The following is a 19,490-nucleotide window of genomic DNA, read 5'->3' as shown; positions in this document are numbered from 1 at the left end:
GAAGTTACTCCAAATGTTTAGGCTTATCTGTGTACGGCGGCCAGCCCATCATTTTTCCCGCCAGAACATGTAAATGAATGTGGTAAACGGTCTGACCACCAAACTCATTACAGTTCATAACCGCCCGGTAACCTTCTTCGGCAAAGCCCATATCATGCGCCAGCCTGGCTGCTACCGTATAAAGGTGGCCAACCAACGCTTCATCTTCTTCGGTGATGTCATTCATGGTGGCAATCTGCTTTTTAGGGATCACCAGAAAATGAATCGGGGCTTGCGGGTTAATGTCTTTAAAGGCCAGCGCTTTGTCATCTTCATACAGAACGTCAGCCGGAATAGACTTATCAATAATCTTATCAAATATAGTTTCAGCCATTTATCATCTCCATCAAATCGATACAGGGCTTACCAGAATATAAAGGCAATCAACACGGCGCCAAGCAGTAAGCGGTATATCACAAACGGTAACATACCGATGCGGCTTATCCAGCTCAGGAACAAAAAGATACACAGATAAGCACTGACAAAGGAAAAACCGGCCCCGTAAATTAATGCCGACCAATCTACCGCTTGGTTGGCTTCCAGAAGGTCTTTTACTGCTAACAATCCGGCGCCAAGAATCACCGGAACAGACAGTAAAAACGAAAAGCGTGCTGAGCTCTCGCGGTTTAATCCGAGCATCAATCCAGCCGTCATTGTAATGCCAGAACGTGATGTGCCCGGAATTAATGCCAGCATTTGAGCCAGTCCGATAATGATTGTCTGACGCAGTGTTAACTGTTCAAGTTTCTGCACATGTTTAGCTTTTACATCAGCGTACCACAGGAGCAAGCCAAACAGGATTGTCGTAGTGGCAATCACGGCGGCACTGCGTGCTTGGGTTTCAATCAGGTCTTTGAGTAAAAAGCCGGCTATTACCGCCGGAATAGTGCCAATAACCACAAACCAGGCAAGCTTACTGTCGGTGGTTTGCTGTTTGCTGAACCCGTGCTTAAAAAAAGCGCCTGTCATTTGCAGGATATCATTGCGGAAGTAAATCATTACCGCCAGCAAACTGCCCACATGCACCGCCACATCAAATGCCAGGCCCTGATTGCGCCAGCCGAGCACTTCGGCAGGTAAAATCAAATGCGCAGAACTACTGATAGGCAAAAATTCGGTAAGGCCCTGGATAATGGCCAGAACAATTATTTCGAAAAGCGTCATCCCTGGGGTGAACTCCATTTAAAATCGATAGGCGTGGTTAGCTGCTCACTGTGATCAAAGGCCTGCCAAAGTTGCGAGAAAGTTTTTCCTACTACCGGATGGCGCATATCAGGGGCAATATCGGCCAGCGGTCGCAGGACAAATGCCCGCTGCAGAATTTCCGCTCTAGGCAACGTTACCGGAGCATCGCACACCATTTGATCGAAGCATAATAAATCCAGATCCATTGTGCGTGAACAGTGCTTTTTATACCAGTCTTTTCGCCCGTATTCGGCTTCTAATTGTTTGAATAACTGATAAATAGCCTCCAGCGATAAGCTGGTATCTACTCGCGCAACCCAGTTATAAAATCCCGGCCCATCAAAGCCCTCAGCCGGACAATCATAAACCGGTGATACCACAACGTTGTCAAAGTACTGATGAAGCACCCGATAAGCTTCGCGGGTATGAAACTCACGCTCAATGTTCGAGCCTATACCAATAAAAACCTGATGCAGGCTCACTTTATTGGCCTGCCTCGTGGGTAATGCGGATGCCGACCTTGCGGGCATCCGGTAATATTCCCGGCTTTTCAACCGTCAGTAGCAGTTTTTGTATCGGAAACGCCTGACAAACCGCTGTGATAATGGCATTGGCAAATGCTTCAAGTAACTCAAAGGAGGAGTCACTCCCCACCTGTTTAACGGTTTCCGCCACCGCTGCATAATCGATGGTGTGAGCCACATCGTCCGACTGCATGGCCGCGCTTAAATCGGCATCGATCAACAGATCGACGATCAGCACCGTATTTTCCGTACGCTCCCAGTCGTATACGCCTATCAGCGTAGGCACTTCCAGCCCTTCGATAAATATTTGCTGCATATTTACTGCACCTTAAAACACATTTTTTGCGAGTATAGCATTGGCGTTGCAGATTACGCGATCCCGGCAATCATAGCCAGTCCGGCCAGCTTTCAGGACGCATTGTAGCTGCCCCCCATAGCATCACAATATCTGGCTTTGCGGGCGATATTCTAGTAGTGTGTGCACACTTTTCATACATAATTGGAGCATTGGCTTGATTGCACTCAGTCTGTTGATGATTGGCGTTGCCTACCTGATAGGTTCTGTTAGCAGTGCAGTATTGGTCAGCCGTGCTTTTCAATTGCCCGATCCCCGTCGCCATGGCTCAGGCAATCCCGGTGCCACCAATGTTTACCGCCTCGGTGGTCGGGTACCCGCCCTGCTGGTGCTAGTCATTGATGTACTGAAAGGCACCATTCCGGTTTATTCTGCCTACTTTATGGGGCTTGCCCCGGTTGCCCTTGGTTTCATTGCTATTGCTGCCTGTCTGGGGCATATCTTCCCGCTCTATTTTAATTTTGCCGGCGGCAAAGGGGTCGCTACGGCATTTGGCGCCATGTTACCGATTGGTCCGGCACTGGCCGGTTCGCTGATTGCCAGTTGGGCGGTTGTGGTATTTATCTGGGGATATTCTTCATTGGGCGCTATTGTTACCGTGGTACTGGCGCCAGTGTTTACCTGGTTTATCAAGCCTATGTATACGATCCCGGTGACCATGCTTTCGGTACTGATCATTTTCAGGCACAAAGAAAATATTCAGCGTTTGCGCAAAGGTGAAGAGAGTAAAGTCTGGGATAAAGGTAAAGCCAACGAGTAAGCTTTAACCTTCAGGCGTTTTTTGTGTCAGTTGTTGCAGCGCGTAATCGAGGCTTGCCGCCGAGACGCCGCCTACATGGCGATACAGCAATTGACCGTCAGGAGAGTAAAATAGCGTGGTGGGTAATACGGCCACGCCGAAGGCTTCACTCACTGCCCCGCTGGTATCAAGCAGTACATTTTCGAGTTTAAGGCCTTGGGTTGTGAGAAAATCATTGACGTCGACGGCCGACTCGCCCTGATTTAAAAAAATAAAATGCATGTTGGGATAGTTTTGCTGGGCCAGTTCAAGCACCGGCATTTCGCGACGACATGGCGGGCACCAGGTAGCCCAAACATTCAGCACAATCGGCTTATCAGTAAAGGAGGCAAAGTCCACCGTCTGATGAGCGGTATTATGCACCACCGGCAACGGCATGGTCGCGCTACGATTAACCCAGTTAACCCCTATGTAGATCGGCAGCATACAAGCTGCAGTTAGCAGAACAACTTTCACTGAAGGATTGCGGGTCAGGGGCAATTTTTGAATGCGCCAAACCAGTACCAGTATCCCGGCTATCAGTCCGGCCTGGGGTAAAAAGCCCCCGTCGCGGATATCCAGCATAGCCAGCCAGTCATATTGGTATTGTGACCACATATGCCAGATAAACCCGCCCCTCGCGCCAAGTAGTGCCGCCACAAAAACACTAAACAAAGTGTTTTCCACCCGGGCGCGTAACGGCTTTTCTTTTACTAACAGGCGCAGCCAGACAAGCGCGAGGAACAAGGCTCCCCACACCAGCACATAATCAATGGCCAGGCCCACCGGCCCTATCGACAAACTATGCAAGCCGGCTCAACCGGCAAGGGTGATCAAGCACTCGCTTCACTGAACTGCTCGTAAGCCAGCATGGCATCTGCGGCGTACATCAGTGACGGGCCACCGCCCATATAAACGGCCATGCCCAGCGTTTCTTCAATTTCCTGCTTAGTGGCACCCAATTCTACCAATGCTTTTACATGAAAGCCGATGCAGCCATCACAACGAGTGGATACACCAATGGCCAGGGCAATAAGCTCCTTCGTTTTTTTATCCAGCACACCGTCTTTGGTAGCGGCTTGCGCCAGAGCTGAAAAGCCTTGCATGGTATCGCTGATATCACTGCGCAATGCTTTTAAGTTACTGGAAATACGTTGGGTTATTTCAGGGTAAGACTTACTCATTTTCATGACTCCTTAGGTTATTGTTCAGCCAGCGCCTGATTAAGTACATCCAGCTTGCCGTCGATGGGGCTGACTAACTCAAGCCCCAACACTTTAGCCAGTGCCGGATACACCTCCAGATTACTGAATCGCGGCAGTCGTTTACCTTGCTTGAAAGCAGGGCCCGCAGCCACAAAGATGGCTCCCATATCCGGATGCTCAGGTAAATAGCCATGGCCGCCAGGACCGATACGGCTGTTTTTATTCGTAGCAAACCGGGCCGGCGCATCAATGGTAATGATAATATCACCGGTGCGAGGATTACGCGGCATGTGATAGTGGTTTCGTTGATTTTCGTCAAACACTCTGACACCGGGCAATGCCAACGCTCGAAGCACTTCCTCCTGAGCCTGAACCGCTTTCTCGCTTACGCCGTCTTTGGCGTAAAGCAGAATTTGTTCCCCTTCGTTAAGCACCAGAAAATCATCGCTGATATTCAGTTCGTCCTGATAGATCAGTCGGCTTTTATCTACCGCAATCATGCCGTGATCAGACACCAGAATCAGATTGACCTTAATGGGTAAAGCCTGAATACGCTCATACAACTGGCCAAGCAGTGCATCGATTTTTTGCACTGCTGCAAACGTCTGCGGTGCATCCGGCCCATAATCGTGCCCCATGGTGTCCACCAAAGAAAAATAGCCGGCAATGAACACTGGTCGGGATGCTTCAGGATAGGTCAGCCATTCAATAATCTGATCTATCCGTTGCTGATAATCTGAATACTTGGAATAGTGAAAATGATAAGAAGGTAGCTGACCACCAATACGCGCATCTGACTCCGGCCAAAAATAAGTGGCTGCCGGGTAACCATGGCTTTCAACCAGATTCCAGAACGGCATCGCCGTGATCCAGGTACTGTCTTTAAACGCGTCGCCCATGGAGTAGTATGCATGTCGGGTTTTGTCGTAAAAACGGTTGTTCACTATACCGTGATTGACCGGCAACAGGCCGGTAAGTAAAGAAATGTGATTGGGAAAAGTATTGGCCGGATACACTGGCTGCATGCTTTCAGCCCGCACGCCCTGAGCAGCAATGTCGGCTATCGCCCGGGCCTGATGTTTTTCGATATAATCGTGGCGAAAACCGTCGATTGAGATTAATACCAAATGTTGCTCAGGGCGTTCAGCATATACGTTCAGGCTTAAAAGAATCAGGCAACTAAGCAGGCTGCGCCAGAAAAAAAGTGTCATAAAAGGCTTTGATATTAATTAAAAAGCTTAATATAGCACCTTTTTTATTACACTGGTGTCAATGAATCAAGTGGCCAGCGAGGAATCACTGATTCTGACAGAGGCGTGGTTTCGCCTGATTTAAGGCGCTGCAACCCCGCATAAGCTATCATTGCGCCGTTGTCGGTACAAAAACTTAACCCCGGGTAATACACTTCACCATTAATATCCTGCATTAATTGTGTCATGGCAGCACGTAGTGAAGTATTGGCACTAACCCCGCCAGCAATCACCAACCGCTTCAGTCCGGTTTGCTTGAGCGCCCGTTTACACTTAATGATCAAGGTATCAATGACCGCTTCCTGAAAAGCAAAAGCAATATTAGCTTTGGTTTGCTCACTGCCGTCTGCATCACGAATGGTATTGGCGGCAAACGTTTTCAGGCCGCTGAAGCTAAAGTCGAGGCCGGGGCGGTCGGTCATAGGGCGCGGAAAACGGTAGTGCCCGGCGTCTCCCTGATCAGCCAGTTTTGCCAGTAACGGCCCACCGGGATAATCCAGCCCCAGCAGTTTTGCCGTTTTATCAAAGGCCTCACCGGCTGCGTCATCGATGGATTCGCCCAACGACTGATAACTACCAATACCATCTACCCGCACCAACATGGAATGACCGCCCGAAACCAGCAGCGCCACAAAAGGGAAAGGCGGTGGACTATCTTCCAGCATTGGCGCTAACAAGTGCCCTTCCATATGATGCACTCCTACCGTAGGCACATCCCAGGCATAGGCTAAAGACCGGCCTACCGATGCCCCCACTAATAATGCACCAACCAGGCCGGGCCCACGAGTGTAAGCAATGCCATCGATATCGTCAGAGGAGGAACTTGCATCGCTCAGCGCTTTTTGGATCAACGGGACAATTTTGCGCACATGATCTCGAGATGCCAGCTCAGGCACCACGCCACCATAATCGGCGTGCAACTTAACCTGACTGTATAAGGTATGCGACAAAAGCCCCTGATTGTCATCATAAACTGCAATACCGGTTTCATCACAGGATGTCTCAATACCTAATACGCGCATAGTGTTCTGTTTGCCTTTAGTTAATCTGATTTAGCCGGGGTGACTGGCTGCGAAGTTTACCCGAATTGGTGAATTCAGGCCACTGCGGTGCATCAGGGTGTATTACAAAGGCGTTTTGGCTATTTTTTTAACACTAAGGCTTTACATCGTGGGCGTGAATGATTAGAATTTCGCACCATTTTTAACCCGGGTGGTTTAAAAGTACCTATTTTAACCCGGACATCCTGTTAAGTTTTGAGGTGAATTTTTAATGCCTATCGTTAAAGTTAGAGAAAACGAGCCATTTGACGTAGCACTGCGTCGTTTTAAGCGTTCTTGTGAAAAAGCCGGTGTTCTGTCAGAAGTTCGTCGTCGTGAATTTTTCGAAAAGCCAACTTGGGAACGTAAGCGCAAGAAAGCAGCTGCTAAAAAGCGTCACCTGAAAAAGCTGGCTCGCGAAAACGCACGTCGCGTAAAACTGTACTAGGATAGCCTTTAGGGGCACCCCTTAGTACAGTACAGCTGCAATGAAATGCAGCAATTAACCTGTAAGCAACTATCGACTGAGTAACTTATGGCGCTAATCGACGATTTAAAAAATGCACAAAAAGAGGCAATGCGGGCAAAAAACAAGGTCCGTCTTGGCACTATTCGCATGGCGTTAGCAGCTATTAAGCAAAAAGAAATCGATGAACAGGTAACGTTAGGCGATTCTGATATCCTGGCAATCTTAACTAAAATGGTTAAACAACGTCAGGATGCTGCCGCGCAGTACGAATCGGCAGGTCGTGATGACCTGGCGCAAACTGAGCGCACAGAAATTGTCGAACTCGAGTCTTTCTTACCCCAGCCTCTCACTGCAGAGGAAATTGCTGCGCTGATCGATGAAGCCATGGCTTCAACCGGTGCCAGTGGCATGCAGGACATGGGTAAGGTAATGGGCGTGTTAAAACCCCAGGTACAAGGCCGGGCCGATATGGGCGCACTGAGCGCCCAAATCAAACAGCGTTTAGGGTAAATTTCCCAACACACGCTGGCATTTATGGTTATGGCGCAGATCATTGCGCTAACCACATATCCTGATAAAGTATCCGCAATCCAATACTTCATGGCAGCGTAGTACAATCTATGGCAGGTAAAATCCCTCGCGAATTTATCGACGATCTGTTGGCCCGTACCGACATCGTTGAAATTATTGATAGCCGGGTCAGGCTCAAAAAAGCGGGAAAAAACTATTCAGCCTGCTGTCCGTTTCACGACGAAAAAACGCCCTCCTTTACCGTCAGCCAGGATAAACAGTTTTATCACTGTTTTGGTTGTGGTGAACACGGTAATGCCATTTCGTTTTTGATGGATTACGATCGACTGGAATTTGTTGAGGCCATAGAAGAACTGGCTAAAATGCACGGCCTCGAAGTGCCAAGAGAGCAAGGTTCAGGTCGTTTTACCAGTGATAAAAACAAGCAGCAAAATGAGTCTGATTTCCAGTTAATGGAAAAGGTTACACGCTTTTTTCAGCACCAGCTTAAACACCATGCCCAGGGCAGTAAAGCGGTGGATTATCTTAAACAGCGCGGTTTGTCAGGGGAAATTGTTAAACAATGGGAAATTGGCTACGCGCCGCCCGACTGGGATGCGGTACTAAAAACCTTTGGCACCGACAGCTCGTTAAGGAAACAATTGCTCGACCTTAAACTGGTAAACCAAAACGACAGCGGCAAGCAGTATGACTTCTTTCGCGACCGGATCATGTTTCCCATTCGAGATAAGCGAGGCAGGGTGTGTGGTTTTGGCGGCCGGATTATGGAAGGCAATGGCCCGAAATACCTGAACTCACCGGAAACCCGTATCTTTCACAAAGGCTACGAGCTGTTTGGCTACTACCAGACCCGCCAGCAACGTAACTTACAACGCATCATGGTGGTTGAAGGTTACATGGATGTTGTGGCGCTAAGTCAGTATGGTATCCAGTACGCGACTGCTGCGCTTGGCACCGCGACAACGCAGGACCATATGACCATGCTAATGCGTGGCACTCAGGAAATTGTGTGTTGTTACGATGGTGACCGGGCTGGTAGAGACGCGGCCTGGCGCGCAGTGGAAAATGCCCTGCCAGCCCTGAAAGATGGCGTACAGTTAAAATTCCTGTTTTTGCCGGATGGCGAAGACCCCGATACCATGGTGCGTCAGATTGGTCAGGAGGCCTTTGAGGAAATGGTCGCCAAAGCAACCCCGCTGTCGACATTTTTCTTTGATGCGTTACTCAAACAACATTCCGTTGGCACACCGGAAGGCAAAATTGCCTTGAAGTCAGCTGCTCAGCCACTGATAGATCAGGTAGCAGGCGAACAGCAAAAGCTGATGCTCAGTGAAGAACTCAGCAAACACGTGGGTGAGTACGATCGTTTTAAACTTGATCGGGATATTCGCGCAGCCAATGCCAGCCCAGGCTTGGCACCACCCAGACAGCAAAAAAATGCCAGTAGCAATGTCAATAAAACCCGCCTGTCGCCGATTAGTGTAATGATTAGATTGATGCTGGAGCATCCGTCGCTGGCATCAGAGTGTGCCGATTCCGTGCAACCTGAATTTCTCAACGGTTCAGGGATTGCTGGCTTGAATGTTTTACAGGACGTGTTCAGTTTTTGTGCCACACATCCGCAGGCAAAAACCGCACAAGTGGTTGAAAACTTCCGCGAGCACCCCTATTCAAAGAGTCTGGGTCGGTTGCTTGTGCAGGAGCACTTTATTGATGAGGCCGATGCACAAAGAGTTTTTCGGGACTGTTTTGCCCGCCTGTTAGACTGGCATTTCGATAGCCGCATTGACCAATTGTTGTCAAAATCAAGAATTCAGGCGCTTAGCAGCGACGAAAAACAGGAATTAAACATGCTCATGCGGGAACGGCAAAGCAGTTAAATCATCGCAGCAACATAAGCATTAGTAACAAGTATTGAAAGTTGCAATGAAGGCTTTAAACCTTAGCAACAACGATTCCGGAACCGACTTCGGCATCAGTCGCAAGCAAAGGGTTTGCGACCAGCAAACAAAATAAACGGCGAATTAACACCACAATTGAAGCAGAACAGGCAAGATTTGAAAGGCTTATCGGCAAATTAGATGCGGTAAAAGTAGCCCGCATAGTAGTCAAAATAACCGTGTTTCTGTTATACTGTGTAATTCGCTGCCGTCGTCGCAATGGGCAGGCAATTAAACGTAAACCAGCAAAAGCAGTATACCGTAGGTAAGTTGTAACGTTAGTACCTCGGTCCGTCATAGATTTACATCCAGGCGGGTCATATTGCAATGGTTAATTTTTGAAAAGTGTAGGGTATATGGCGCAAAGCAAGCAGTCTCAGATTAAACTCCTGATTGCGAAAGGTAAAGAACAAGGTTATTTGACGTTTTCTGAAGTCAACGACCATCTGCCTCAAGACATTGTCGATTCGGATCAGATAGAAGATATCATCCGCATGATCAATGACATGGGTATCCAGGTAGCAGAATCAGCCCCGGATTCCGATGAACTGTTAATGCAGGAAACCACCACTGACGAAGAAGTTGCAGAAGCGGCAGCACAAGCGCTGGCAACTGTTGAAAGCGAAATTGGTCGTACTACTGACCCAGTCCGCATGTACATGCGTGAAATGGGGACCGTTGAACTCCTTACCCGTGAAGGCGAAATTGAAATCGCCAAACGTATCGAAGACGGTATTAATCAGGTTCAGTGTTCTGTTGCAGAATATCCTGAAGCAATTACCTATCTGCTCGATCAATGGGATCTCTACGAAGCAGAAGAAATTCGCTTAAGCGATATTATTTCTGGTTTTGTTGACCCGAATAATGAAGAAGATCTCGCCCCCACCGCCACACATGTTGGTTCGGAACTTTCACAGGAAGAACTGGACGACGAAGATGATGACGATGATGACGACGATGACGATGATGACGAAGACGATACCGGTATTGATCCGGAAGAAGCGCGTCTGAAGTTTGCAGAATTACGCGCTCAGTATCAGGTTGCTCGCGATGTCATCGAAACGAAAGGTCGTAGTCATGCCGATTCGCGCAAAGAAATTAATGCCCTGAGCGATATCTTTAAAGAATTCCGCCTGGTACCAAAACAGTTCGATCGTCTGGTTCGCAATATGCGCGAGATGATGGATCGGGTGCGGATCCAGGAACGTCTGGTAATGAAGTACTGCGTCATGCACGCAAAGATGCCGAAGAAAGATTTCATCAAAGCTTTTGCGGGTAATGAAACGTCTACAGCATGGCTGGAAACGATCCTCGCTGGCAATGCACCTTATGCCCAGGTGTTACAGTCTTATAAAGAAGAAATCGAGCGTAGTGTTAGCAAGATTTCTCAGGTTGAACAAGAAACCGGTTTGGTGATTGCCGACATAAAAGATATCAACCGCCGCATGTCGATTGGTGAGGCAAAAGCCCGTCGTGCCAAGAAAGAAATGGTTGAAGCAAACTTGCGTCTGGTTATTTCAATCGCTAAGAAATACACCAATCGTGGTCTGCAGTTCCTCGACCTTATTCAGGAAGGTAACATTGGTCTGATGAAGGCAGTGGATAAGTTTGAATACCGTCGCGGTTACAAATTCTCAACCTATGCAACCTGGTGGATCCGTCAGGCTATTACCCGTTCAATCGCCGACCAGGCGCGTACTATCCGTATCCCGGTTCACATGATTGAAACTATTAATAAGCTGAATCGTATCTCTCGTCAGATGCTGCAGGAAATGGGCCGTGAACCTACGCCAGAAGAACTGTCTGAACGCATGCTGATGCCAGAAGATAAAATCCGTAAGGTACTGAAGATTGCGAAGGAGCCTATCTCGATGGAAACCCCCATCGGTGATGACGAAGATTCGCATCTGGGTGACTTTATCGAGGACAGCACCATTATTCAGCCTCTCGATTCAGCGACTGGCGGCAGCCTGAAAGACGCTACCCAGGAAGTGCTGGCTGGTCTGACTGCCCGTGAAGCCAAAGTACTGCGTATGCGTTTTGGTATCGATATGAATACCGACCACACGCTGGAAGAAGTGGGTAAACAGTTCGATGTTACCCGTGAGCGTATCCGTCAGATTGAAGCGAAGGCACTGCGTAAACTACGCCACCCAAGCCGCTCTGAACAGCTACGCAGCTTCCTGGACGAATAAACCGTTTCGTAATGATAGCTAGCAAAAGCCAGTCCTCGCGACTGGCTTTTTTGTGTGCCTAACCGTATTTGACAAAGTGCACCTGGTGACTAAACGGGTTGATGATAACCTTATAAAGATGCAGTAAATCACTGCCCAGGATACCAACTACCTTAAGATCGGCCAGCATCGCCAAATTCTGCTCGTAGCCGGTCAGCGTAATTGCCTCACCGCCAAGGGTAAAACTCACTTCGTTGTCTTTGCTGAATTCAACCCACTGCGGATCGAATACCGATACGCTGGCACCGGTATCAAGCATAACGCGCTGTATTTTTCCCGCCAGCAACACATCGAAAATAAGCGGGCCGTACTGGTCTTCATAGGCCACTGTCATGGTGGATTGGAATGCTTGCGGTTGCTGTTCGTATAGGCGGATGCGCTTGTTCGTATAGTCAAACTCTACGATATAATTTCGAAGAAAGCCCCAGCCTATAACAGCCTCAAAGTCTGTAGAAATTTGCTCTGCCACACCTTCGATATCGCCACGGGAACTAGTAAAACTGACGTCAGAAAATATCTGCTTCCCCAGCTTAAATGTGTTTAACGTGCCGCGGTATACATCCCATTGATTGCCATTGATGTCACCGGCTCTAAAGCCTGTTTTTTCAAGTGGAATAGCCAACCCTTCAGCAGTTGTCGCAGCGATTTGCAGCCTTTGCTGATCGCCAATATCAATCATCGCTAACAATGGCTCACCGTTAGCCTCAACATTTGTAAATATCAGGCCATAAGGGTTGGTTTCAAACTTTAGGGTTATGGGTTCATCGCCTGCATAAACCACTTTAACTACGGCTATAGTGGCCAGCAAAATAAAGACAAGCCTGCGGGTAAGATGACGTCTCATGGATATTCGTCCTTGAATAATTTTCAACGTAAAACACCCTAAAATATAATCATCGTTGTATATAATTTCAACACCAAGTCACTTGTATGTCTGCGTCGAAGGAGAAGTTAACCGTATGTAAATGTTATTCAGCCTTGGCCTATTCGCCTGTATAAATAAATCAGGCTAAGATACACAGTGGTTAAAGTCACTTTACCGCGAAGAATAACGACAGATACGAAGAACTAATAACGAAAAGGGAATCACATGCCATTTCACAGGTTACACCTGAGAGCTGCTGCACTCTGTTTTGCAGTTATCCTCTCTCCCACCGTCCCGGCTGCCACCGAATATCAAAAACCGGCAGAGGAAATTCTCCAGCTCGTCGATGTCAAGCGCGCGCCCTATTTTCTGATGAATGATAGTCAGGATACTGCGTTGATGTTATACCGCGATACGTATAAAACTATCGCCGAGTTATCCGAGGAGGAGCTGCGACTGGGCGGGTTACGTATTGATCCCAAAGCCAATATCGGCAGTCGTGATACCTTCTATAACGACCTTAAAATTCAGCGGATCAACAGCCAGCAAACGGTAGAAATAGCCGGATTACCCGATAGCCCACGCTTATCCAATTTTGCCTGGTCGCCAGATCAACAGAAAATGGCCATGACCCATAAAACCCCGAATGGCATAGAGCTGTGGGTTGTGGATTTAAAAACGGCTAAAGCGAAACGTCTGACCAAAGCTACCCTCAACGCCAACATGCGTGATGTAATTAACTGGTTTGCCGACGGCTCGGCATTGCTGGTAAAAGTGGTTCCTGAGGATCGCCAGCCGCTGATTAATACCGAATCTGCTACTCCGACCGGCCCCACAGTATCGATAAGTGACGGTAAAAAAGCCCAGAACCGCACCTATCAGGACCTGCTGAAAAACAAAAATGACGAATTTAACTTTGAGCAGTTAACCCGCTCCACGCTGGTAAAAGTAGACCTTAACGGCAACACCTCCAACTGGCTGGCGCCCGCAATGTACGGCAATATTAATGTCTCCCCCAACGGCCAGTATGTACTGGTTACCCGCTACAAGAAGCCGTTCAGCTATCTGGTGCAATACAACCGTTTTCCATCGGTCACCAGTGTGTATACCCAACAGGGCAAATTCGTTAATGACATCGTCTCGGTTCCGCTGATTGAGGATTTGCCCAAGGGCTTTATGGCGACCCGTGAAGGTCGTCGCTCTGTCCAGTGGCGCGATGATAAGCCGGCTACGCTGGTCTTTGCCGAAGCGCAGGATAAAGGCGATCCGGCTATCGAGGTTGAATATCGCGATGCCGTGTACTCGTTAGAACCGCCGTTTGATGGCAACCCGTCGCTACTACTTAAAACCCATCATCGTTTTTCACGCGTCATGTGGGGTAACGACAGCCATGCTATCGCCCAGGATTACTGGTGGAATACCCGTAATACCAAAGCCTATGCGTTTAACCCAGGCGATAGCAGTGTTGCGCCGACGGTTATTTTCGATCGCAATTACCAGGATGCGTACAGCGATCCGGGCGCCTTTGTAACTGAGCGAAATGAGTTTGGCCAAAGCGTGCTGGCAATGGATGGCGCTAAGGTCTTTTTACTCGGCGATGGCTATTCTGACAAAGGACAATTCCCTTTCCTCGACAGTCTTAATCTGCAAACACTGGAAAAGAACCGACTATACCAGTCAGCCTATACCGACAAACTGGAAGAGCTTTACGATTACAAGGTAGATGAGCAAAAACTCACCGTGAGTATTGAGTCGAAAAGTGAATACCCTAACCGCTATTTCAGATACCTGACCGACCAAACACTCACGCAGCTGACTGACTTTGAAAATCCGTTTAAGGCCATTCAGAGCGTTAAAAAAGAAGTCATCACTTATAAGCGTGACGACGGGCTGGAACTTTCCGGCACGCTTTATTTACCGGTTGGCTACCAGGAAGGTAAGCAATATCCGATGCTCCTGTGGGCTTACCCGCGAGAGTATAAAGATCAAAACAGCGCCTCACAGAATACCAGTAACCCTAATGAGTTTACTTATCCATTCTGGGGATCGCCCATTTACTGGGTAAACAAAGGCTATGTAGTACTCGATGGTGCGGCCTTTCCCATTGTAGGCGAAGGTGACGAAGAGCCCAATGACAGCTTCCGCAGCCAATTAGTGGCCAACGCAAAGGCTGCCATTGATGCCGTAGATGCCCGCGGCCTTATCGACAGACAGCGCGTGGCAGTGGGTGGTCACAGCTATGGTGCCTTTATGGTCGCTAATCTGCTCTCTCATTCTGATTTATTTGCTGCCGGCATAGCACGCAGCGGTGCATACAACCGTACCCTCACCCCATTTGGCTTCCAGTCTGAAGAGCGTTCCTACTGGGAAGCCCCTGAGGTGTATTACGCCATGTCGCCATTTATGCATGCCGACAAAATGAAAACCCCGTTACTGCTTATTCATGGCGAGGCCGATAACAACAGTGGTACCTACCCCATGCAAAGTGAGCGCTATTTTAATGCGCTCAAGGGGCTTGGTGCCACGGCAAGACTGGTGATGCTGCCTAAAGAATCCCACGGCTATCGCGCCAAAGAAAGTATCCTGCACATGCTATGGGAACAGGATCAGTGGCTGGAACAACACGTAAAAGCTAAGTAACCCCTGCATTACACAGGCCCGGTGGGTCTGTGTGCTCAGCAGCATATTGCTACAGGAAAACAACGATGAAAGCACTCATTACTCTATTCGCCGGATTACTTGTAAGCGTTTCCAATACGGTCTTCGCCGGCGATAACACAGTTTCAGCCATAGAACAGCAACAGGGTTGGGAAAGTTTGTTCGACGGTAAATCACTTAAAGGCTGGCGGAACTATCAGCAGGATGAAGCCGGCAACAATTGGCAGGTCATTAACGGTACCATCACCCTCACCAAAGAGGGCAGTGGCGACCTGATTTCAGAAAAACAGTATGCCGAATTCGAGTTGAGCCTGGACTGGAAGATTTCCGAGGCCGGTAATAGCGGTGTTTTCTTTCTGGCTGATGAGAGTGAACAGTACATTTTCTTCCATGCACCTGAAATCCAAATCATCGACAACGAAAAACATCCCGACAGTAAGCTCGACTCGCACCGTTCAGGTTCGCTGTACGATATGGTGGTTGCACCGCCTGCGGCTTATAAAAACGCCGGAGAATGGAATAACCTGCGCATTAAGCTGCACAATGATGTGCTGGAAGTCTGGCAAAACGGCGTGATGACCGTCCACATCGTGATGCATTCGTCGACCTGGAACAAACTTGTCGCAGCCAGTAAATTTGCCAAGTGGGACGGTTTTGGTGAACAAACCAAAGGCCATATCGGGCTCCAGGATCACGGTGACAAAGTGTGGTTTAAAAATATAAAAATACGGGAGTTACGCTAATGGCAGAATTCGCTCATCAGGTGGTTATCGTTGGCTCAGGCGCAGGCGGTGCTATGGCCGCCTATGAATTGACCAAAGCAGGCATTAACGTACTAATGCTCGAAGCCGGCCGTGATTATGACCCTAAAACCGAAACTCCCATGTTTAAGCGCAATGCCGACGCGCCATTAATGGGGGCTTCCACGACCGATAAAAACTTTGGCTACTATGATGCAACCGTGGATGGTGGCTGGTCGGTACCCGATGAGCCCTATACCACCGATGATGACTCCGATTTTTTATGGTGGCGGGCTCGCATGCTTGGCGGCCGCACAAATCACTGGGGCCGCTATTCCCTGCGCTTCAGCGAGCATGACTTTAAAGGCAAAAGCCGCGACGGCCTGGGTGCAGACTGGCCCTTTGAGTATGCAGACATTGCTCCCTGGTACGATAAAACCGAAAGCCTGGTAGGGGTTTGTGGCACCAATACCGGGCTCGACGACATGCCCGATTCTGCGCCGGGCGTGTTGCAGCCGCCGCCCACGCCACGGATCCCGGAATTACTGGTGGCCGCGGCCGCGAAAAAGCATGGCATTACCGCCGTTCCCATGCACCGTGCGGTACTTACCCGGCCTAAAGACGACCGTGCAGCCTGTTTCTATGCCACGCCCTGTGGCCATGGCTGCTCAATAGGCGCGGCGTTTCAAACTACCACATCGTTGATTCCCATGGCCCGTAAAACCGGGCATTTCAAGCTGATCACCGGTGCTATGGTCAAACAGGTAAATACCAACGACAAAGGCGAGGTCACCGGACTCACTTACATTGATAAAGCCAGCAGTAAAAAGGTTCTCCTGAACTCGGCAGTGGTTATTCTGGCCGCCAGCGCCTGTGAGTCTGCCAGAATTATGCTGAACTCGGCATCGCCCGGTCATCCCAATGGCCTGGCCAATTCAAGCGGTCAGTTGGGCCGTAATCTGATGGACTCTACCGGCGCCGGACTGGGAGCCACCATTCCAGCGTTAAAAAACCGCCCGCGCTACAACGAAGATGGCCATACCGCTAACCACTTGTTTATTCCGTGGTGGGGCCACAAAGAACAACATAAACTGAACTTTCCCCGTGGTTATCACTTTGAGCTGGGTATCGGTTTCAGAGAGCCCGGCGCCTGGGTGTCGGGCGATTTTTCGGGGTATGGCGAGACGTTAAAAGACGAAGCCAAGGCCAATTACGGCGCCAGTGTATACTTCGCCCTGCGTGGCGAAATGCTACCTAATGATAACTGCTACATGGATATTGACCCAGCTGTCACCGACAAATGGGACATTCCGGTTGCCCGTTTTCACTGGCAATGGTCCGAACACGAGCTTAATCAGGTCGCTCACGGCCTGCAAACCGCTAAAACGCTGCTGGAAACCATGGGCGCAACTGTGGGTGAATTGCCACCACCAGAGCAAGCTATCGCCAAAGGTGGCCAGATTATCCATGAGGTGGGCACTGCCAGAATGGGCAGCTCACCGACAGATTCGGTAACCAATCAATGGGGGCAAACCTGGGACTGCCCTAACCTGTTTGTCATGGACGGCGGTGTATTTGCTTCCAACCCGCATAAAAACTGCACGCTCACTATTATGACGCTGGCCATGCGAAACGCTAACTGGCTGGCAGGCCAGATCCAACAAGGAGCTTTGTAATATGGCAAATTGTAACCCAAACAATCTTTCTCACGGGTTAACCCGTCGTCAGTCGTTAAAGCTTTTTGGCATGATGCTGGCCAGTGCCGCCGTACCTGCGCTTAGCGGATGTGCCACCAGCGAAAGCAAAGTCAGTGGCATTACCTCCGACTGGCCAACGCTGCACATCGAACCGATTAAAGTGGCCGGTTACGGGCAGGATCCCAATTTAATTATGCCACCGTCCTCGCCGTGGCCAAAAACCCTGACTCAGGAGCAGATTGCCCTGGTCTCACGGTTGACGGATATTCTGGTGCCAGCGAGCAACGATCAGCCGGGCGCGTTACAAATAGGTGCAGCGGATGTTATTGATGAGTGGATCAGTGCACCTTACGCTCAACAACAGCGCGATCGGGACAGTATCCTGCGCTTGCTGATCTGGCTTGATGAAGAGTCGGTACGACGTTTTGGCCAGCCGTTTCTGGCGCTTAACAGCACCCGGCAATTTGCCCTGCTCGATGACATTGCCTACGACAGAGACAATATTGAACAGCGCCTGCAACAACCGGCAGCGGTATTCGACCGTTTGCGCTCACTGGTACTTGCCGCGTACTTTTGCTCTGAAGCAGGCAGCCGCGAGATTGGATATCAGGGGAATGTGGCTATCAGCGGCGATTACCCGGGCCCAACACCAGAAGCTAAAGCCCACCTCGTCGACATTCTCGATGAACTAGGCTTAAGTGAGTACGCCTATCAGCAATAAGCACGACTTCAACTCGTGCGCTATGCAGGGAGCGTCTGGCATTTCGCCCGGCGCTCCAATAGCATTGCAGTGATAAACAACAACAGCATGGTAATGAAACCAGCTAATGAAAGCATCAGCGCCCCTTTTTCGTTGCTGCTATCGACTACCATACCAGAAATAACCGGTGCCAGCGTGCTGCCAATACTGCCGCTGAATAACATCAGTGTTACCAGCATCGGTGGTGAATCAGCAATCTGCTGGGTGCCAACCGAAATCGCAATTTTATAAATACAGGTGGTCAGTAACCCAAAAGCCAGACCAAGACTCAGAAATACGCCCACAGACTCAATAAGCAAAAATGCAGAAGTACAGGCAATGGCTATAGCCGAGACCACCAACAACATAAGCCGGGTTGGAATAAGGTTTACCAGCACCACCGACGTGAGCAAGCCAAAAATGGAAAATCCCCAGTAATTGCCGACTACCTGGCCGGCAACTTCTGGCTTTGCCTCAAAGTAGGCCATCAGATAATTCGGCGCCCAGGTTAAAAAAGTCGTTTGCGCAATCAAATAAAGGCAAACGCCCACCGCGAAACACAGCACCCGAGGGGTAAGAATGCGTTTTAACTGCACCAGCGCTGGTTCTCGCTCAGGCTGTCCGGCATTCGCTGCATCTGTCGCCTGATGTCCGTCAGGAAAAGTCGTGGTTACCGCCAGAAACAATATGACAACAGCCAGTGAGGCAACCGCCAGATAACTCAGCGTCCAGTCTATCTCTTTTAGCAGCAACCAGCCTGCCAGTGTGGGAAAAATAAATCCGGCGGCACTAAACGCACAGTCTGTGGCGATAAAGGCCGATGCCCTGCGCTGTGCCCGGTAGATTCGGGAGATAATGACTGCGCCACCGGATAAGCCACAACCACAACAAACGCCTAAACCCATAAATACGGCAGCCAGTGCAGAGTAGCCAACCGTGGTGAATAACGGTAACGCCATACCCAGTAGCAACAACACAGAATATGTGGTTATCAGCAACCGACGCACACTAAACCGGGTATACAAATACATAGAAAAAAGCGTACCAATAAGGGCTCCGCCGGTTAACCAGGAAAAAATACTCACCGTTTGGGCTGCCGACATGCCCAGCTGCGCCGCGATAGCGTTGAGAATTACCCCGGCCTGCGTTAACAGTCCAGACATGATCATATAGCTAATAAACGCTATCAGGGTTAACCGAATCTGGCTGCTCAATTAAGCGTTATCCTGTTGTTGATCGGG

Annotated in this window: 19 protein-coding genes; 9 read left to right on the top strand and 10 right to left on the bottom strand. The window is 49.4% G+C overall.

Features of this window, described 5'->3' with window-relative positions:
- Window positions 1-4 precede the first annotated feature (4 nt).
- From AC2T0J_RS12290 to folB, 4 genes are read right to left on the bottom strand one after another with little or no spacing between them, the layout of a single operon-like run.
- The gene (locus AC2T0J_RS12290) at window positions 5-373 is read right to left on the bottom strand and encodes a histidine triad nucleotide-binding protein (protein ID WP_489806111.1); all 369 of its coding nucleotides are present in this window, start codon (window positions 371-373) and stop codon (window positions 5-7) included.
- A gap of 29 nt (window positions 374-402) precedes the next feature.
- Entirely contained in the window at window positions 403-1,203 is an 801-nt protein-coding gene (locus AC2T0J_RS12285) for an undecaprenyl-diphosphate phosphatase (RefSeq protein WP_489806110.1), read from the bottom strand.
- Window positions 1,200-1,706 (bottom strand): 2-amino-4-hydroxy-6-hydroxymethyldihydropteridine diphosphokinase, encoded by a 507-nt coding sequence (gene folK / locus AC2T0J_RS12280; RefSeq protein WP_489806109.1) that lies wholly within the window; start codon window positions 1,704-1,706, stop codon window positions 1,200-1,202. Before folK ends, AC2T0J_RS12285 begins: the two co-directional genes overlap by 4 nt.
- A 1-nt stretch (window position 1,707) precedes the next feature.
- Window positions 1,708-2,064: a dihydroneopterin aldolase gene (folB, locus tag AC2T0J_RS12275; protein ID WP_489806108.1), complete on the bottom strand. Its 357-nt coding sequence runs from the start codon at window positions 2,062-2,064 to the stop codon at window positions 1,708-1,710.
- A gap of 196 nt (window positions 2,065-2,260) precedes the next feature.
- On the opposite strand from folB, the gene plsY reads away from it, so the two are divergent.
- Window positions 2,261-2,863, top strand: coding sequence for a glycerol-3-phosphate 1-O-acyltransferase PlsY (plsY, locus tag AC2T0J_RS12270; RefSeq protein ID WP_489806107.1), 603 nt, complete (start codon window positions 2,261-2,263; stop codon window positions 2,861-2,863).
- 3 nt (window positions 2,864-2,866) lie between these two features.
- On the opposite strand, the gene AC2T0J_RS12265 is transcribed toward plsY, so the two are convergent.
- From AC2T0J_RS12265 to tsaD, 4 genes are read right to left on the bottom strand one after another with little or no spacing between them, the layout of a single operon-like run.
- Window positions 2,867-3,691 carry a redoxin family protein gene (locus tag AC2T0J_RS12265; RefSeq protein WP_489806106.1) on the bottom strand — a complete coding sequence of 275 codons (825 nt, stop codon included), beginning with the start codon at window positions 3,689-3,691 and terminating at the stop codon, window positions 2,867-2,869.
- 23 nt (window positions 3,692-3,714) lie between these two features.
- Complete coding sequence (locus tag AC2T0J_RS12260) at window positions 3,715-4,065, bottom strand: carboxymuconolactone decarboxylase family protein (protein WP_489806105.1); 351 nt, start codon at window positions 4,063-4,065, stop codon at window positions 3,715-3,717.
- Window positions 4,066-4,082: 17 nt separating this feature from the next.
- Window positions 4,083-5,297, bottom strand: coding sequence for an alkaline phosphatase family protein (locus tag AC2T0J_RS12255; protein ID WP_489806104.1), 1,215 nt, complete (start codon window positions 5,295-5,297; stop codon window positions 4,083-4,085).
- Window positions 5,298-5,344: 47 nt separating this feature from the next.
- Window positions 5,345-6,358: a tRNA (adenosine(37)-N6)-threonylcarbamoyltransferase complex transferase subunit TsaD gene (gene tsaD, locus AC2T0J_RS12250; RefSeq protein WP_489806103.1), complete on the bottom strand. Its 1,014-nt coding sequence runs from the start codon at window positions 6,356-6,358 to the stop codon at window positions 5,345-5,347.
- 250 nt (window positions 6,359-6,608) lie between these two features.
- Between tsaD and rpsU the strand changes: the two genes are divergently transcribed.
- From rpsU to rpoD, 4 genes are all read left to right on the top strand, one after another.
- Window positions 6,609-6,824 (top strand): 30S ribosomal protein S21, encoded by a 216-nt coding sequence (gene rpsU, locus AC2T0J_RS12245; protein ID WP_012517258.1) that lies wholly within the window; start codon window positions 6,609-6,611, stop codon window positions 6,822-6,824.
- Between the two features lie 87 nt (window positions 6,825-6,911).
- Window positions 6,912-7,355, top strand: coding sequence for a GatB/YqeY domain-containing protein (locus tag AC2T0J_RS12240; protein ID WP_489806102.1), 444 nt, complete (start codon window positions 6,912-6,914; stop codon window positions 7,353-7,355).
- 110 nt (window positions 7,356-7,465) lie between these two features.
- On the top strand, window positions 7,466-9,256 hold the full coding sequence (gene dnaG, locus AC2T0J_RS12235; protein WP_489806101.1) for a DNA primase: 1,791 nt from the start codon (window positions 7,466-7,468) through the stop codon (window positions 9,254-9,256).
- Between the two features lie 416 nt (window positions 9,257-9,672).
- Complete coding sequence (gene rpoD, locus AC2T0J_RS12230; RefSeq protein ID WP_489806100.1) at window positions 9,673-11,511, top strand: RNA polymerase sigma factor RpoD; 1,839 nt, start codon at window positions 9,673-9,675, stop codon at window positions 11,509-11,511.
- Between the two features lie 58 nt (window positions 11,512-11,569).
- Here the strand turns inward: rpoD and AC2T0J_RS12225 are convergent, their stop codons facing one another.
- A complete protein-coding gene (locus AC2T0J_RS12225; protein WP_489806099.1) occupies window positions 11,570-12,394 on the bottom strand; it encodes a hypothetical protein in 825 nt (274 codons plus the stop codon).
- Between the two features lie 246 nt (window positions 12,395-12,640).
- Between AC2T0J_RS12225 and AC2T0J_RS12220 the strand changes: the two genes are divergently transcribed.
- The 4 genes from AC2T0J_RS12220 to AC2T0J_RS12205 all read left to right on the top strand — a co-directional run bounded on the left by AC2T0J_RS12220 (window position 12,641) and on the right by AC2T0J_RS12205 (window position 18,231).
- Window positions 12,641-15,055 (top strand): S9 family peptidase, encoded by a 2,415-nt coding sequence (locus AC2T0J_RS12220; protein ID WP_489806098.1) that lies wholly within the window; start codon window positions 12,641-12,643, stop codon window positions 15,053-15,055.
- Between the two features lie 65 nt (window positions 15,056-15,120).
- Window positions 15,121-15,816, top strand: coding sequence for a 3-keto-disaccharide hydrolase (locus AC2T0J_RS12215; RefSeq protein ID WP_489806097.1), 696 nt, complete (start codon window positions 15,121-15,123; stop codon window positions 15,814-15,816).
- A complete protein-coding gene (locus AC2T0J_RS12210; RefSeq protein WP_489806096.1) occupies window positions 15,816-17,489 on the top strand; it encodes a GMC family oxidoreductase in 1,674 nt (557 codons plus the stop codon). The genes AC2T0J_RS12215 and AC2T0J_RS12210 overlap by 1 nt, the downstream gene beginning before the upstream one ends.
- 1 nt (window position 17,490) lies before the next feature.
- On the top strand, window positions 17,491-18,231 hold the full coding sequence (locus AC2T0J_RS12205) for a gluconate 2-dehydrogenase subunit 3 family protein (protein ID WP_489806095.1): 741 nt from the start codon (window positions 17,491-17,493) through the stop codon (window positions 18,229-18,231).
- 20 nt (window positions 18,232-18,251) lie between these two features.
- Here the strand turns inward: AC2T0J_RS12205 and tsgA are convergent, their stop codons facing one another.
- Window positions 18,252-19,463, bottom strand: coding sequence for an MFS transporter TsgA (gene tsgA, locus AC2T0J_RS12200; RefSeq protein ID WP_489806094.1), 1,212 nt, complete (start codon window positions 19,461-19,463; stop codon window positions 18,252-18,254).
- Window positions 19,464-19,490: the final 27 nt, after the last annotated feature.

The organism is Alteromonas sp. ISO5 (assembly GCF_058105165.1).
This window is presented reverse-complemented; position numbering and strand designations above follow the sequence as displayed.

Excerpts from the sequence above, each read along its gene's own strand:
- AC2T0J_RS12290 (WP_489806111.1), bottom strand. The coding sequence starts at position 373 with ATGGCTGAAACTATATTTGATAAGATTATTGATAAGTCTATTCCGGCT.
- AC2T0J_RS12285 (WP_489806110.1), bottom strand. The coding sequence starts at position 1,203 with ATGACGCTTTTCGAAATAATTGTTCTGGCCATTATCCAGGGCCTTACC.
- folB (WP_489806108.1), bottom strand. The coding sequence starts at position 2,064 with ATGCAGCAAATATTTATCGAAGGGCTGGAAGTGCCTACGCTGATAGGC.
- AC2T0J_RS12260 (WP_489806105.1), bottom strand. The coding sequence starts at position 4,065 with ATGAGTAAGTCTTACCCTGAAATAACCCAACGTATTTCCAGTAACTTA.
- AC2T0J_RS12255 (WP_489806104.1), bottom strand. The coding sequence starts at position 5,297 with ATGACACTTTTTTTCTGGCGCAGCCTGCTTAGTTGCCTGATTCTTTTA.
- tsaD (WP_489806103.1), bottom strand. The coding sequence starts at position 6,358 with ATGCGCGTATTAGGTATTGAGACATCCTGTGATGAAACCGGTATTGCA.
- rpsU (WP_012517258.1), top strand. The coding sequence starts at position 6,609 with ATGCCTATCGTTAAAGTTAGAGAAAACGAGCCATTTGACGTAGCACTG.
- AC2T0J_RS12240 (WP_489806102.1), top strand. The coding sequence starts at position 6,912 with ATGGCGCTAATCGACGATTTAAAAAATGCACAAAAAGAGGCAATGCGG.
- dnaG (WP_489806101.1), top strand. The coding sequence starts at position 7,466 with ATGGCAGGTAAAATCCCTCGCGAATTTATCGACGATCTGTTGGCCCGT.
- rpoD (WP_489806100.1), top strand. The coding sequence starts at position 9,673 with ATGGCGCAAAGCAAGCAGTCTCAGATTAAACTCCTGATTGCGAAAGGT.
- AC2T0J_RS12225 (WP_489806099.1), bottom strand. The coding sequence starts at position 12,394 with ATGAGACGTCATCTTACCCGCAGGCTTGTCTTTATTTTGCTGGCCACT.
- AC2T0J_RS12220 (WP_489806098.1), top strand. The coding sequence starts at position 12,641 with ATGCCATTTCACAGGTTACACCTGAGAGCTGCTGCACTCTGTTTTGCA.
- AC2T0J_RS12215 (WP_489806097.1), top strand. The coding sequence starts at position 15,121 with ATGAAAGCACTCATTACTCTATTCGCCGGATTACTTGTAAGCGTTTCC.
- AC2T0J_RS12210 (WP_489806096.1), top strand. The coding sequence starts at position 15,816 with ATGGCAGAATTCGCTCATCAGGTGGTTATCGTTGGCTCAGGCGCAGGC.
- AC2T0J_RS12205 (WP_489806095.1), top strand. The coding sequence starts at position 17,491 with ATGGCAAATTGTAACCCAAACAATCTTTCTCACGGGTTAACCCGTCGT.